The sequence below is a fragment of the Salmonella sp. SA14318 genome, assembly GCF_029866905.1.
GTDB classification, from domain to species: domain Bacteria; phylum Pseudomonadota; class Gammaproteobacteria; order Enterobacterales; family Enterobacteriaceae; genus Salmonella; species Salmonella enterica.
The window spans coordinates 1,444,928-1,459,473 of the sequence record NZ_CP123282.1 but is presented as its reverse complement, the minus strand read 5'-3'; the positions used below and the strand labels follow the sequence as shown (position 1 = coordinate 1,459,473).

At 52.2% G+C, this 14,546-nt stretch carries 11 protein-coding genes and 1 tRNA gene; 3 read left to right on the top strand and 9 right to left on the bottom strand.

The window, feature by feature from the left end; genetic code table 11:
* Positions 1–70: 70 nt before the first annotated feature.
* The 4 genes from sixA to QEN32_RS06840 all read right to left on the bottom strand — a co-directional run bounded on the left by sixA (position 71) and on the right by QEN32_RS06840 (position 4,684).
* On the bottom strand, positions 71–556 hold the full coding sequence (gene sixA, locus QEN32_RS06855) for a phosphohistidine phosphatase SixA (RefSeq protein WP_001195800.1): 486 nt from the start codon (positions 554–556) through the stop codon (positions 71–73).
* A 208-nt stretch (positions 557–764) separates the two neighbouring features.
* Positions 765–2,912, bottom strand: coding sequence for a fatty acid oxidation complex subunit alpha FadJ (gene fadJ / locus QEN32_RS06850; protein ID WP_265322252.1), 2,148 nt, complete (start codon positions 2,910–2,912; stop codon positions 765–767).
* Positions 2,912–4,222: an acetyl-CoA C-acyltransferase FadI gene (fadI, locus tag QEN32_RS06845; RefSeq protein WP_001248130.1), complete on the bottom strand. Its 1,311-nt coding sequence runs from the start codon at positions 4,220–4,222 to the stop codon at positions 2,912–2,914. The genes fadJ and fadI overlap by 1 nt, the downstream gene beginning before the upstream one ends.
* A gap of 177 nt (positions 4,223–4,399) precedes the next feature.
* Positions 4,400–4,684, bottom strand: a complete 285-nt coding sequence (locus tag QEN32_RS06840) for a YfcZ/YiiS family protein (RefSeq protein ID WP_000030904.1) — start codon at positions 4,682–4,684, stop codon at positions 4,400–4,402.
* Between the two features lie 370 nt (positions 4,685–5,054).
* Here QEN32_RS06840 and fadL point away from each other — a divergent pair, with 370 nt between their 5' ends.
* On the top strand, positions 5,055–6,362 hold the full coding sequence (fadL, locus tag QEN32_RS06835; RefSeq protein ID WP_280144442.1) for a long-chain fatty acid transporter FadL: 1,308 nt from the start codon (positions 5,055–5,057) through the stop codon (positions 6,360–6,362).
* Positions 6,363–6,422: 60 nt separating this feature from the next.
* Here the strand turns inward: fadL and mlaA are convergent, their stop codons facing one another.
* On the bottom strand, positions 6,423–7,178 hold the full coding sequence (gene mlaA, locus QEN32_RS06830; RefSeq protein ID WP_000776787.1) for a phospholipid-binding lipoprotein MlaA: 756 nt from the start codon (positions 7,176–7,178) through the stop codon (positions 6,423–6,425).
* 288 nt (positions 7,179–7,466) lie between these two features.
* Between mlaA and QEN32_RS06825 the strand changes: the two genes are divergently transcribed.
* Both QEN32_RS06825 and QEN32_RS06820 read left to right on the top strand, forming a co-directional pair.
* Positions 7,467–8,408: a formate/nitrite transporter family protein gene (locus QEN32_RS06825; RefSeq protein ID WP_265322251.1), complete on the top strand. Its 942-nt coding sequence runs from the start codon at positions 7,467–7,469 to the stop codon at positions 8,406–8,408.
* A gap of 75 nt (positions 8,409–8,483) precedes the next feature.
* A tRNA-Arg gene (locus QEN32_RS06820) sits at positions 8,484–8,558 on the top strand.
* Between the two features lie 156 nt (positions 8,559–8,714).
* Here the strand turns inward: QEN32_RS06820 and pgtE are convergent.
* The 4 genes from pgtE to pgtC all read right to left on the bottom strand — a co-directional run bounded on the left by pgtE (position 8,715) and on the right by pgtC (position 14,354).
* Positions 8,715–9,653 carry an omptin family outer membrane protease PgtE gene (gene pgtE / locus QEN32_RS06815; protein WP_000716011.1) on the bottom strand — a complete coding sequence of 313 codons (939 nt, stop codon included), beginning with the start codon at positions 9,651–9,653 and terminating at the stop codon, positions 8,715–8,717.
* A 267-nt stretch (positions 9,654–9,920) separates the two neighbouring features.
* Positions 9,921–11,168: a two-component system response regulator PgtA gene (gene pgtA / locus QEN32_RS06810; RefSeq protein ID WP_000930843.1), complete on the bottom strand. Its 1,248-nt coding sequence runs from the start codon at positions 11,166–11,168 to the stop codon at positions 9,921–9,923.
* Positions 11,158–13,164 carry a two-component system sensor histidine kinase PgtB gene (gene pgtB / locus QEN32_RS06805; protein ID WP_000678493.1) on the bottom strand — a complete coding sequence of 669 codons (2,007 nt, stop codon included), beginning with the start codon at positions 13,162–13,164 and terminating at the stop codon, positions 11,158–11,160. Before pgtB ends, pgtA begins: the two co-directional genes overlap by 11 nt.
* Entirely contained in the window at positions 13,161–14,354 is a 1,194-nt protein-coding gene (gene pgtC / locus QEN32_RS06800) for a phosphoglycerate transport regulator PgtC (protein WP_000467985.1), read from the bottom strand. Before pgtC ends, pgtB begins: the two co-directional genes overlap by 4 nt.
* Positions 14,355–14,546: the final 192 nt, after the last annotated feature.

Sequence of the window (14,546 nt, the reverse complement as noted above, 5' to 3'; positions counted from 1 at the left end):
CCTTATCCAGCCTACGAACAGCCAGCGCTGTCGTAGGCCTGATAAGCGAAGCGCCATCAGGCAGCAAAGATTAAATCGCTTTCGCCATTTTCAGATTGCAGGGACTCATTTGCCAGTTGAATGTCCCCTTGCCGCTTTCATCAAGCGTAACGTTGGCAATTGCGGACGTCGTGAACATCGGCGGCGTTTCGCCCGGACAAAGCTCAGATACCAGGTATCCGACCAGAGGTAAGTGAGAGATCACCAGCACCGATCCGATCTCTTCATTGGCCAGCGCCTGGAGGTAGGCGCTGACCAGACCGACATCGCCACAGGGCGTTAGCTCCGGCAGGACATCCACCTGAGCCGGCAGATTCATACAATCGCCGACCACATCTAACGTCTGTTCGGCCCGAAGAAACGGACTCACCAGAACACGTTCGATATCCACTTTTTGACCTTTCAGCCAGTTCGCCATCAGGCGAGACTCGTCACACCCACAAGGGGTCAAGGGACGAACCGAATCACTGGCGGCATCGAGGGCTGCGTCGCCGTGACGCATGATAAAAACTTGCATATTGCACCGCTTTTGTTAACCAGTTTCACCAACACGCTTACCACATGCCCCTATTGGCTGCGGCAAAAATGCGGTGGCCGGCATTGTGCCTTATCCATTCACTGAATGAAACGCTGTTTTTTACCTCAATGGCGTAAGTATAGTCAATCCTTGATTATTATTTCGCCACCAAGGAGGCATTCAGTGCGGATTCATATTCTCTTTGACCTCAATTTCCCTGGTCAGTTTCCCCATTCGTCCAGAAATGCTTCCTGCGCTCCGCCATGCGCACTAATTGTTCACAAGGCGCGTAACGAGGACCGTAAAGTGCGGCCAGGCGCTGTAATGTCGCCACCATTTCATCCGGCCCGAGAGCATCCATATAGCGGAACGGGCCACCGAGAAACGGCGGAAAACCGATACCAAACACGGCGCCAATATCGCCATCGCGCGCGCTGCGAATCACTTTTTCGTCGAAACAGCGCGCCGCTTCGTTAAGCATTAACATGACACAGCGCTCTGCCACCTGCTGCGCAGACAGTCGACTCTGCCCTTGCACGCCAATAAGCTTATAAATAGCAGGGTCAACCTGTTTTTTGCTTTTACGCCCTTTTTCGCCATAAAGATAGAAACCGCGACCATTTTTTCTACCTTTGCGATCGTCATTCAAAATTGAAGCGACAACATTTGCAGGGGCGCTAAAACGTTCTCCATACGCCGCCTCAAGCACAGGAATAATTTTAGTGCCCGTGTCGATTCCTACCTCATCCAAAAGTTGGATTGGCCCCACCGGAAAACCAAATTTTACCAGGGCGGCGTCAATATGTTCGACGCGTTCGCCTTCAGTCAGCATCCGAATCGCCTCATTGATATACGGCGCAAGAATTCGGTTAACATAAAACCCGGCTTTATCGCTGACGACTATCGGGGTTTTACCCTGTTTTTTCGCCAGCTTAACGGTCGTGGCGATGGTCTGCGCGGAAGTAGACGCATGAGGAATAACCTCAACCAGCGGCATTTTTTCGACCGGGCTAAAAAAGTGCAATCCAATCACCTGTTCCGGTCTGGCCGCATTCGCCGCAATATCGCCAATCGGCAGGGAAGAAGTATTGGAGGCAAAAATGGTGTGAGTAGCGCAATTTTGCTCCACTTCCGCCACCATCTGTTGTTTTAACGGCAGATCTTCAAACACCGCTTCAATGACCAGATCACGATGACTGAAACCACGGTAATCGGTCGAACCTGATATCAACGCCAACTGTTTATCGCGTTCGCTGGCTTTGATATGGCGGCGGCGTACTTTTGTTTCAAGCAGATCCCAGCTGTACTTCAGAGCATGATTGATCCCCTGAGTATTTATATCCTTAATTCGTACTGGCAAGCCGCCTTTACAGGCCGTAACCCAGGCGATACCGCCGCCCATTAACCCGCCGCCTAAGATGCCCACGCTGTTCAGCGGGCCGGGCGGCGCATCGCTACCGGGATCTTTTTTCACCTCGGTACTGGCAAAGAAAATAGCGCGCAGCGCCTGCGATTGAGGCGTCATCGCCAGCTCGCCGAAAGCGCGCGCTTCCGCGTCATAGCCGCTACTGCTGCCCTGCGCCAGTCCAGTTTCAATCACATCAATGATCCGCTCCGTCGCCGGATAATTACCCTGCGTTTTTTGCGCCGTCTTTTTACGCACCAGGCGAAATAACAGCGCGCGTCCCAGCGGCCCCGCCAGGATGCGTTCCCGGACCGGTAATGTCCGTTGCGCCAGGCGTTCTTTTTTAGCCAGCTCGACAGCCGCTTCCAGTAAAATAGTTTGCGGCACCACATCATCAACCAGCCCGGCTTTAAGCGCCTGTCTGGCGCGAAGCTGTTTACCTGTCAGGATCATATCCAGCGCGGTACTGACCCCCACCAGCCGTGGAAGTCGCTGCGTTCCGCCCGATCCCGGTAAAAGCCCTAACTGTACCTCCGGCAGTCCAAGAACGGTTTTAACGTCATCGGTACAGATGCGCCGATGGCAGGCCAGCGCCATTTCAAGGCCGCCCCCCAGACAGGCGCCATGAATGGCAGCGATAACCGGAACAGGCAACGCCTGAATCTCCGCCATCAGTTGTTGCCCCTGACGCGCCAGCGTTTCCGCTTCCTGCGCATTTTGGCAGTGACCTATCATGTTGATATCAGCGCCAGCAATAAAGTTATCTGCTTTGGCTGAGATAAAAACAACGCCCTGCAACGCTTTATTTTCCCGGATCTGCTTCAGGATGGCGCGTACCTGCGCGGCAAACTCCGCTTTCAGGGTGTTCACCTTTTCTCCAGGGACATCAATAGCGACAACCGCGACATTATCCAGACGCACGTTAAGCATAAAAGCTGATGTGGTAGTCATTATTCCGCCTCCAGAACCATCGCCGCGCCAAGACCGCCAGCCGCGCAGGCCGTGACCAGGCCAAAACCTCCGCCCCGACGCCGTAATTCATGCAACGTTTGGGTTATCATCCGTGCGCCCGTTGCGGCAAAAGGATGCCCGTAGGCGATTGAGCCGCCGAGCACGTTGAATTTAGCGTCATCCACCTCCCCTGTCGCCTGCGCACGACCAAGCACCTCACGGGCAAATCGTTCGCTGCCCAGCAGTTGTAAGTTCGCCAGAGTCTGGGCGGCAAACGCTTCATGCATGTCAAAAAGCGTCAGATCGGCCATCGTCAACCCGGCCCGCTCCAGCGCCAGCGGCGTTGACCAGGCCGGCCCCAATAGCATGTCCTGCCAGACATCAATAGCGGTAAAGGCGTAGCTGCGCAGATAACCAAGCGGGTGCAGCCCCAGCTCTTTAGCGCGGGATTCGGTCATCAGAATAACGGCGGCAGCGCCGTCGGTCAGCGGTGTACTATTGGCGGCGGTCACAGAGCCATGTTTTCTGTCAAAAGCGGGACGCAGTTTAGCGTAGTCCGCCAGCGTGGAGGTGCCGCGAATGTTGTTATCTTCTGCAAAGGGGTTTTTATACGGCGGCACATAGGTCGTCATCACTTCTTCCGCCAGTTTGCCCTCCGCCCATGCCTGCGCGGCGCGCTGATGTGAACGATGCGCCAGCGCGTCCTGCTGTTCACGCGTAATACCATACGTTTTCGCCATCTGTTCGGCGGTATCGCCCATGCGCAGACCGGTGGAATACTCAGCAACGGCGGGAGGCACAGGCAGCAGGTCGCGTAAGCGCAGACGAGAAAAAAGCGTCAGCCGTTGGCGGGTCGTCCGGGCTTTATTGACATCAACCAGTACCCGCGCCAGGGCTTTACTCACGCCTATTGGCAGTACCGACGACGAATCTGCGCCGCCAGCGATACCCGCGCGTATCGTGCCGGCCATCAGGCTTTCCGCCACATTCGCTACCGCCTGAAAACTGGTGGCGCAGGCGCGGCTTACGCTATAGGCATCGGTATGAACATTCATTCCCGTACCCAGCACAATTTCGCGCGCAATATTGGGGGCTTCCGGCATTTGTACTACCTGACCAAAAACCAGTTGCTCAATGGCATCGGCTGGAATTTCACTGCGCGCCAGCAGCTCGCCTACCACCATCTTGCCGAGATCAACAGCGGGAATACCATGAAATGCAGTGGCCTGACGAGCGAAGGGGGTTCGTAACCCACTGACAATAGCAATGCGATCGCCCTGACGGGTGACCAACGGTAAAGCCTGACGCATAGTACTCCCCTGTAAAAAAATAAATTAGTGGTCTGACCTGATCACAGTCTTAACCAATTTTTTACATTTAGCCAAGCAGAGAGAAAAGAAAGTGGGAGCTAAGGCACAGTGAAGGGAAGCGACAAAAAAAGAAAACGCCTCCGCCAGATGATGACGGAGGCGTCGTGAATGAACGGATTAACGCAGGCCGAGCTGGAAGATCAGCGTTTCTGCTTCGCAGGCGAAAACAAAATCAATATCCAGACGAACGCCTTCGGATTCCTCGGTAAAGGTTGGCGTAATTTGGCAAGGTTCAGACTCCACGCTACGCGCTTTTTCGGTTAACGCCGCCAGCGTCTCTTCAGCCTCTGCGCGGGTAGCGAATACGCGGCTGTATGACGCGGTGCAATCGGAGTTGTCCATGATGGTTCCAACGTCCATACAGCAGCAAACCGGGGTTTCATCAGCACTGCATTTACTCATTGTAGATTTCCTCTGTATTTGCACCCAGGGTGCCAGATAAACGATGGGGATATTTTACGCTCCCGGCATTCGCCTCTCCAGTCGTTAATGGTGGGAAACGCGTTAAGTGACCGAAATCACACTTAAAAATGATCTAAAACAAAAATCGCGCGATCGGGTGACCGTTAAGCCCGCCGATTTTGCCAGCCAGATCTCGTTTCTAAGATCACAATTGAAAAAACTTATAAACATACTTGCAACATTCTAGCTGGTCAGACCTATACTCTCGCCACTGGTCTGATTTCTAAGTCGTACCGCAGACCCTACACTTCGCGCTCCTGTTACAGCATGTAACATAGTTTGTATAAAAATAATCAATGAGGTTATGGTCATGAGCCAGAAAACCCTGTTTACAAAGTCTGCTCTCGCAGTCGCAGTGGCAATCATCTCCACCCAGGCCTGGTCTGCAGGCTTTCAGTTAAACGAATTTTCTTCCTCTGGCCTTGGCCGGGCCTATTCGGGTGAAGGCGCAATCGCAGATGATGCGGGTAACGTTAGCCGCAACCCGGCGTTAATTACCATGTTTGACCGCCCGACGTTTTCAGCGGGCGCGGTTTATATTGATCCTGATGTTAATATTAGCGGGACATCGCCATCTCGTCGGACGTTAGATGCGGATAACATCGCGCCGACGGCCTGGGTGCCGAACGTCCATTTTGTCGCCCCGATTAACGACCAGTTTGGCTGGGGGGCTTCTATTACCTCTAACTATGGTCTGGCGACAGAGTTTAACGACACATACGCCGGCGGCTCGGTTGGCGGTACGACCGATCTTGAAACCATGAACCTGAATTTAAGCGGCGCTTATCGCTTAAATGAGGCCTGGAGCTTCGGTCTCGGCTTTGATGCGGTATACGCGCGCGCGAAAATCGAACGTTTTGCGGGCGATTTAGGCCAGTTGGTCGCGGCACAGAATCCGGCGCTGGCGCCGGTCGCGGGTCAGATTCCCAGCGACACCAAGATTGCCCACCTGAACGGTAATCAGTGGGGCTTTGGCTGGAATGCCGGTATCCTTTATGAACTGGATAAAAATAACCGCTACGCGCTGACCTACCGCTCGGAAGTCAAAATTGACTTTAAAGGCAACTACAGTAGCGATCTTCCCATCGCTATAAACCGATTTAACCTGCCTATCCCAACGGCAACCGGCGGCGCGACGCAGTCAGGCTACCTGACGCTGAATCTGCCGGAAATGTGGGAAGTGTCCGGTTATAACCGTGTGGCGCCACAGTGGGCCATCCACTATAGCCTGGCCTATACCAGCTGGAGCCAGTTCCAGGAATTGAAGGCAAAATCGACCGCTGGCGATACGCTCTTTGAGAAGCATGAAGGCTTTAAAGACGCTTACCGCATTGCGTTGGGCACCACCTATTACTACGATGACAACTGGACGTTCCGTACCGGTATCGCCTTCGATGACAGCCCGGTACCAGCGCAAAACCGTTCTATCTCTATTCCGGACCAGGACCGTTTCTGGCTGAGCGCCGGTACGACTTACGCCTTTAACAAAGATACGTCTGTCGACGTTGGCGTCTCTTATATGCATGGTCAGAGCGTGAAAATTAATGAAGGCCCTTATCAGTTTGAATCTGAAGGGAAAGCCTGGCTGTTCGGTACTAACTTTAACTACGCGTTCTAATCTCTTTCTGAAACGGATCAAAAAGGTGAGCATTGCGCTCACCTTTTTATTTACTGCCGTTTATTCCGAGTCGATCTCTTTGAGTTCGTCCTGAATCGCCTGCGCGTTCGGGTTTTCCTGCGGCTTGAGTTTTCCGCCATTGGCGATAAAGTCATGACGCTGGAAGTACGCCTCGCGCACCATAATATAAGGATCGGAAGACTGGCGCAGCAAACCATCGGAGTCCAGCAACTGCGCGCGGGTTTCTATCCCTTCGATAGTCCATTTTCCTATGGACATTGGCCAGGTCAACCACGAGAGCACCGGATACAAGGTATCCGCCATATCCCCGCCATCTTCACGCAGCGTGAAGCTGCCGTAGAACGGAAGTTGCATATAAGGCCCATACCCCACGCCATAATGGCCCAGCGTACTGCCAAAGCGATGCGGTTCAACGCGCTGCAGCTTAGGATTCGCCATTCCCGCGACGTCAATAAAGCCGCCCATCCCTAATAAGGTATTCAGGAAGAAACGTGTGAAATGCACCATACCCTGATAAGGATCGCCCTGCAGGAAATAGTTCACCATGATCGCCGGTTCTTCGAGGTTGCCGGTGAAATTACTTAAACCGTTACGCGCAGGCTGTGGAACATAATCACGCCAGGCGACCGCGACCGGCCGAACAACATACGGGTCCAGCACATTAAAGTTGAAGTTGTACATGGTGCGGTTAAACCCTTCAAATGGGTCTGAACGCCCCTGCTGTTCTGTACCGGAACTCGCACACCCGACCAGCAGTGTGGTTCCCAGCGCCAGCGCCGACAGGCGAAGCTTCATAGATGTCTCCCTGTGAATTATGGCTATCGCTGATTGCCATCCATGACGGAACGCTACCGTATCCGCCTGTTTAGGTGTGAGCGATTTTAACAGCACGTCAAACGATGTCTATATGCGCGATCTCATTGCTTTGAGCATAGCCTGGTAACGCAACAACGTGACGGCCCTATTCTAACGAAACAGATAAAAACGAGCGTGATCATTTTTATTTTTTCGGAGAATGCCCCGGCCTGGGTAAATGAAAAACCGCTACGCTTTATTAATATGTGTTAATCAGCAGGGATCATCATGGATAGCCTTAACGACGATAAAATTAACCGGCACAGCAGTGACCTGGAAGTTGAAAGCGAAGAAAAACAAAGCGGTAAAAAGATTGAAGTGGATGAAGATCGTCTTCCTTCCCGCGCCATGGCTATTCATGAACATATTCGCCAGGATGGTGAAAAAGAGATGGAACGCGATGCGATGGCTTTGCTCTGGTCAGCCATTGCCGCAGGACTTTCTATGGGCGCATCACTCCTGGCGAAAGGGATTTTTCACGTGCAGCTTGAAGGCGTTCCCGGCGGCTTTTTACTGGAAAATCTCGGCTATACCTTTGGTTTTATCATTGTCATCATGGCCCGCCAGCAATTATTTACTGAAAATACCGTTACCGCCGTATTGCCGGTAATGCAAAATCCCACTCTGAGTAACGTTGGCCTGCTGATGCGCTTATGGGGCGTAGTCTTATTGGGCAACCTTATTGGCACCGGGGTTGCGGCGTGGGCATTTGAATATATGCCTATATTTGATGAAGAGACCCGCGACGCCTTTGTCAAAATTGGTATGGAGGTCATGAAAAATAGCCCAACGGAGATGTTTGCCAACGCGATTATCTCTGGCTGGATCATCGCCACAATGATATGGATGTTTCCTGCAGCAGGCGGGGCAAAAATTGTGGTCATTATTTTGATGACCTGGCTTATCGCGCTGGGCGATACCACCCATATTGTCGTCGGTTCCGTTGAAATTTTGTATTTGGTTTTCAACGGCACGCTGCCCTGGAGCGACTTTCTCTGGCCCTTCGCCCTTCCCACACTTGCCGGAAATATCTGCGGCGGCACCTTTATTTTCGCATTAATGAGCCACGCGCAGATCCGCAACGATATGAGCAATAAACGTAAGGAAGAAGCGAGGCTACGCGGCGAGCGCCTGGAACGGGAGCGGAAAAAAGCGGAAAAACAGCGCTGAGTGGCGACGGTTTAACCAGTCAGGCGGCGCTACACTTACTCCGGCGAATAAAAAACGCTATACTGGCGCCGCGTTGTCCCCTTAGTTAAATGGATATAACGAGCCCCTCCTAAGGGCTAGTTGCAGGTTCGATTCCTGCAGGGGACACCATTGATACCCAGGACATTCTCTTCTTGCTGCATAACCTTTCGAGCGGTTCCCCTTTCATGTTGCTTTTATTGCCCCTATGCAACATCACCGGATATGCCATACGTTCAGCAAAAAGTCGTCATCGGCCGGTTATGACCGATGACATCCCGATGTGGTCTAGAAGCGATACTGCAACCCCGCGGTAACCGTATAGTTATTATTAGCTATACCTGCGGCATCGCCACCAAAATACGCCGTATCACCGCTGGTTTTATCTATGATTTGCGTACCGCCCTTACCTTCTTCATATTTACTGTAAGCGAACTCAGCAAAGATTTTTGCATTACTGGTAATATAATATCCGGCGTCAATAGAAGCGCCATAATATCGTGAATTTTCCGTTTTTTCGCGGAAGGTAAGTTTGCGCATGTAGTGTTCGTCATTATCATGCGCATTTACCCAGTCGCTGTATTTAAACAGTACATTACACTCAAAGTCATTAATACGATAATCACCCGCCAGCCCGATATAGGGCATTTCGAAACGCTGGCTATAACCTATGCCGCGCACGCCATGAGGAAAGTTACCAATATATCGACCATTATCATAAATATAAGACCCGCCTCTTGCCGTCCAGCTAAAACGGGTTTCCTGATAGCCCGCTGTTACGCCCGCCTTGTAGTTATCGCCCTGCAATAACCAACCTTTCACGTTCAAATCGTATTCATTAGCATAGTTGGCGCTGGTGTCCGGATGAATTGAACGATCGGTCCAGCCAGGCTGCTCACTGCTCATCCAGTCATGGTCAACCATATGACCCGATCCCGACGCCAAAGACGTCCAGCCGCGGGCGTCCAGCGTCATGAACGAATAGGGTTCCCATGATAAATCCCCCTGCAACGTGGCGACATTTTTTATTTTCCAGTCCAGTTGACTCAGCTTCCGCCCGGTGTCGGTATCATAAACCAGCTCCCTGGATTTACCATTTAACACCCCCACAGAAAGGGATGTCGTGACGCTATCAGGAGAGACGTCCGGAATAAATAAGGTAGACTCCGCATAAACCGACTCAGAAAATACGGCGATCATCATTACTGCAATAGCATGTTTTTTCATTTCTCTTGTCCTCATATTCAGATGTAATCTGGAGAGGTGATGAAGTTTTCATCTTGTCAAATCGTCGGACAAGAGTACATTTATTACGCCAGAGAACTTGACGCATTTTTACCTTATATTGAAGTTAAGAAATAGAATTTGATGCTCAGGTGAATAATAAGCAATCTATAATCATGATGGAATGATTTACCATTACGGTGATGCGACGTTATCTGGCTAACGACATCGTTGCTGATGTTGTCAGCCAGATTGAAAGTAACTGTAATATCAGAATTTATAATGCTCTTTACTTAGACCATATTTTTTCATGCGCAGATAAAGTTTTTTACGGGGAATTTGCAGGTACTCCGCCACTTCATTAATTCGTCCCTGATGAATATTTAATGCTTCGGTAATAATTTGTCGCTCATACTCTTCAACGCGCCGGTCAAGCGGGGTCGGCTCCTGCAGAAGCAACTGCGGGTTGACCGTTTCCGCCAGCGGCAGCACGCCAACAGCAAAAAGCTCTGCCGCATTAGCCAGTTCGCGCACATTGCTTGGCCATGCGCGTCGCATTATTCCTTTCAGTAATTCCCCCGCTATTTCCGGCACTGGATGATTGAGTCGCAGGCAGGCTTTTCGAAGATAATGGCGAAATAACGGCTCGATATCATCCGGTCGCTGAGAAAGAGACTGGCAGGCGATTTGGGTCATGGCGAAACAGTAGTAAAGCTCGGCCGCAATCTGGTTAGCTGCCGCCTGCTCCACCAGCGAAGCGCTGCCAACGCCCACCAAACGAAAAGGCCGATGCTCCAGGCTTTGTAAACGCGCCAGATGGTGCTGCTGTTCGCGTGTCAGATATTCGGGATGACTCAACACCAGCGTGCCTCCTTGCGCCTGGTCGATGAATGTCTCCAACTGCCCGGCATTCTCCGGCGTCAGTTCATAGCGTACAAACGGCCCTTTCGCGTTACGCCCCAGTTGATGGAGATAACGGGCGCCAGTCATACGTCCAGTGCCATGCTCACCGTAAAACCATACGGCAATGTCCGTTTCCGCCAGTTGTTGTAACCGTTGTCGAAACTGATTCATCCACTCGCTGCGCCCAATCAGTTCAACCTGTAACGTCTGCTGGCAATATTGCCGCCGTGCAATGACCGACCGGCGCTGGCGTAGCGCGTCTTCAATTAATATCAACAGTTTGCCCGGATCGACGGGTTTTTGCAGAAAATCCCAGGCGCCCTTTTTCACCGCATCAACCGCCATCGGTACATCGCCATGTCCGGTAATCAATAAGATTGGCAGTTGATCGTCATCCTGATGAAACAGCGTCATAAGATCGATACCGGAACACCCCGGCATACACACATCGCTCAAAACGATCCCCTCCCAATCCGCTTTTACCCACTCTTTGGCCTCGAAAGGATGGGTAAAGCCACGCACGCGGTAGCCTGCCTGCTCAAGCATTTGGGTATAGGCGTCAAGTACATCAACGTCATCATCAATCAGCAAAATAGAACATTCATCATTCAACATCATCGACATCCGTTACCGAGAATTGCAGCACCACGCAAGCGTTACGCGTCAGCGTCGACGCCAGACGCAGGTCGCCCTTCATTTGCGCCATCAGCGACACGCTAATCGACAGCCCAATACCCAACCCGACAGCTTTACTGGTGGTAAACGGCTTGAGTAAAGAGGGCAACAGCGCCACAGGCCAGCCAGGACCGTTATCTGCAATATAAACCTCCAGCGCCTCTCCCTGCGTCTGCCACGTCACCGCGATCGCCGCATCATGCGAACAGGCGTCAAGCGCATTCGCCAGCACATTCACCAGAACCTGCTGAATACGCACTTCATCGCCGCTGACCCATACGGTGTCGGTTGGCAGTGAAAGCGCTCCCTGCCGGGATTGGTGGCGCATGGCTAATAACTCCCATGCCGCCACGAAGGTTTGGCGCAGATCAACGGGATACAATGGCGTTTCCAGCTCCGCCCGACGGGTAAACTGCCGCAGCGAACGGATAATGGCGTCAATCCGGTTAATGAGCCCTTCCGCTTTGGTGAGCGTATTTCTCGCCTGTCCGCTCTGACCTTGTTCAATCGCGCGTCCCGCCGTAAATAAATACATTGAAAGCGCATTCAGCGGCTGGTTAATTTCATGCGCCAGCGTGGTCATGGTCTGGCCGACTACCGCCAGTTTCGCCGTCTGAATCAACTCATCCTGCATGGCGCGCAGGTCGGCTTCTATCTCTTTGCGCTCGGCGACCTCTTGTTCAAGCTGTCTGCGTTGCATATTGAGCTGGCCCAGCGTATGGCGTAGCAAACGGGCTATCCGTCCTAGCTCATCGCGCCCGTAAACCGGGATAGTCGAGTCGGTTCTCCCCAGCCCTATCTGTACCACAGCCTGATTAAGCGCGGTAAAACGCTTTACCAGCCGGGAACGGATAAAATAGTGGTTGAGTCCCCAGGCCAGCAGCAACGCCAGGAGCGTCGCCACTAAAATAAGCCCGCCGCTAACGCGGACAATCTGCTCCAGGCGTTGATTGAACGTCTGCATTTGCTGGTGACTACTACCTAACTGCGCCTCAAGCAACGTGCGAAAGCGCCCTAGCGTAGCCTCTCTGGCGCGGCTGGCGTCCAGTAAGGCTTTTTGCGCCGCAACATAATCGCGCATGGTATCGGGCATCTTATTTTTTACCATCCCGATTTCCAATAGTTCGTCGATGGTTTGCCGCAGCGTGATCGTACTGGGCCAGTCATCGAGCGCACGAATATTCTCATCCGCCGTTTTTTTTAGGTTTTCCAGATAACGAATATGGGTCTCCACCAGCATCCCGTCATTATTGCCGGACTTGAGCTCATTCAATCTGTCGCGCAGGTCGTCAACAATCTGATTTTCAATTCGCGCCAGGGTATATACCTGCTGCTGCTCGTTCTGCACTTCGCGCGAACGTTGCAAGTACTGCGCCGCGTCGCCCTGATTCGCCTCAATTTGATCGAGTAGCGTCCCCTGCTGCCAGGTAAAATCCTGTACCAGCGAATTTAGCTCCGTGGTGAAATCATCATGGAGCCAGTCAATGCGAGCGGAAAGCTCGCTGACTTTCTCCCGCACCAAAAACATGTTGTAGAGGGCGTTGTCCAGCTCCGCCAGCAAGGTCCGGCTATCCTGTAAAATGACGGCCAGTTGCCGGCGTTCAGCAAGCTGAAGCCCCTGACTGAGACGCTCAATCTTATCCAGATGCTGAATAATCTGCGTACGTAACTGCAAACGTACCGTCGTGTTCGGCGCCAGCAAAAATTCATTGAGCTGATCCACGGCCAGATTCAGGTTCCCCTCAATTAAAAAAGCGGAGTGGATGCGAGGAAAATATTCATCAAGCGAATAGCGAACCTGCGAACTTTGCTCATGCCAGGAATAAAGGCTGACCATACTGACAATCAGCGTCAGTAATGCGCCCGTTAAAAATGCACCCCGTAAACTGTTGCTGATACTGAGCTGACGAAGCCGTTGCAATAATCTCCCCTTCATTTCAGCTCTTCCAGTTTGTGAATCGCCAGCCGCTGATTGTTCAGAAACCAGATCTGCCACTCCATCATTTTTTGTTCGGCAAAGCTTTTATTATCAAACTGCGCCAGCCAGGTTTCATCTTCGCTGCTTGCCGCATCCACCGGGACGCTGGTCAATAAGGCTCTGATTTCAGGTAAGGGGCGTTTAAGCCGCGTTTCTGCGCTGTGCAACGCTCGCCATGCATCTTTAAGCTGCGCGAGACGAAAACTGATCGCGGTATCAAACATGCGTTGTACCAGTTGCTGACGCTTCAGGATCAGACGATAGTTCAACGGCGGCTGGGCCATCAAACGCTGTTGTTGCGCGGCGCGAGGATTATCGGCGCTAAGCGGTGCAACGGGATACTTACCGGTATTCGCGTCAGCCAGTATCCTTTGCCCTTTCGGACTTAATAAGTAATGAATAAAAGCACGCGCTTCGTCTGCATGACGGCTGTTTTTCAACACCGCGACGTAAGTTGGCGACACCGCAGAATACGGAAAATAGGTAAAAGTAAGATTAGGATCGTTAAGTAGCAAATTAGCATAGTTATCAATGACCGGCCCGGCAACGCCAAGCCCGCTTTTGATTTTATCCGCTACGCCGAAACTGCGAGAGGAAATCGTGACCAGATTACCCGAGATTGCCAGCAGCGTCGCCCATCCTGCCGTCCAGCCTTTTTGCTGCAACAGCGACTCTACCATCAAATGATTGGTGTCTGAGCGTGACGGACTGCTCATTAATAGAGCGCCCTGGTAACTGGGCAGGCCCATATCCTGCCAGTCGGCAGGCGGCGGAAGATGGCGCGCAGCGAGCGCTGAACGGTTGATCAATAGCCCAAATCCGGATACCGCTACCGCCACTGAAGTTGAGCGGATAGAACGCGGCACCAGCTTCTGGCTGGCGGCAGGCGCGCTATCCAATAGCGCCAGCTTTTGGTGCTCCTGAAGGTGTTGCAACAGCATGGGGGATGACGTCAGGATCAGATCGACATTTTCCGCATTCGCCGTATCAAGTAATTGCTCTAAAGAACCGCTGGTACGGTTGAGCGTACGAATCATGACGGAACCCGGCTCCGTCTGCCAGCGCTGGATAATCCAGGCGGTCGCGCTGGGTGAAAAGGTCGTTGCCATCACCAGCTCGCGGCTGTACGCCTGGCAAGAACCGAACATTGCCGCCAGCCATAGCGTAAAAGCGCCCACTCTGGCGAAACGACTACAGCATGAGAAAAGTCGATTTGTGATCCCGTTCATAAATATCGATATCACATAAAGAAAATATTGAGACAAAACTTACCCTTTTATTTCTGTTGGCATCCAGAACAACGTTATTTGAATAATAACGGGTCCGTCGCCCGAAAACAT

Excerpts from the sequence above, each read along its gene's own strand:
- pgtC (WP_000467985.1), bottom strand. The coding sequence starts at position 14,354 with ATGTTCGGTTCTTGCCAGGCGTACAGCCGCGAGCTGGTGATGGCAACG.
- fadI (WP_001248130.1), bottom strand. The coding sequence starts at position 4,222 with ATGCGTCAGGCTTTACCGTTGGTCACCCGTCAGGGCGATCGCATTGCT.
- fadJ (WP_265322252.1), bottom strand. The coding sequence starts at position 2,912 with ATGACTACCACATCAGCTTTTATGCTTAACGTGCGTCTGGATAATGTC.
- pgtE (WP_000716011.1), bottom strand. The coding sequence starts at position 9,653 with ATGAAAAAACATGCTATTGCAGTAATGATGATCGCCGTATTTTCTGAG.
- pgtB (WP_000678493.1), bottom strand. The coding sequence starts at position 13,164 with ATGAAGGGGAGATTATTGCAACGGCTTCGTCAGCTCAGTATCAGCAAC.
- pgtA (WP_000930843.1), bottom strand. The coding sequence starts at position 11,168 with ATGTTGAATGATGAATGTTCTATTTTGCTGATTGATGATGACGTTGAT.
- QEN32_RS06825 (WP_265322251.1), top strand. The coding sequence starts at position 7,467 with ATGGATAGCCTTAACGACGATAAAATTAACCGGCACAGCAGTGACCTG.
- QEN32_RS06840 (WP_000030904.1), bottom strand. The coding sequence starts at position 4,684 with ATGAGTAAATGCAGTGCTGATGAAACCCCGGTTTGCTGCTGTATGGAC.
- fadL (WP_280144442.1), top strand. The coding sequence starts at position 5,055 with ATGAGCCAGAAAACCCTGTTTACAAAGTCTGCTCTCGCAGTCGCAGTG.
- sixA (WP_001195800.1), bottom strand. The coding sequence starts at position 556 with ATGCAAGTTTTTATCATGCGTCACGGCGACGCAGCCCTCGATGCCGCC.
- mlaA (WP_000776787.1), bottom strand. The coding sequence starts at position 7,178 with ATGAAGCTTCGCCTGTCGGCGCTGGCGCTGGGAACCACACTGCTGGTC.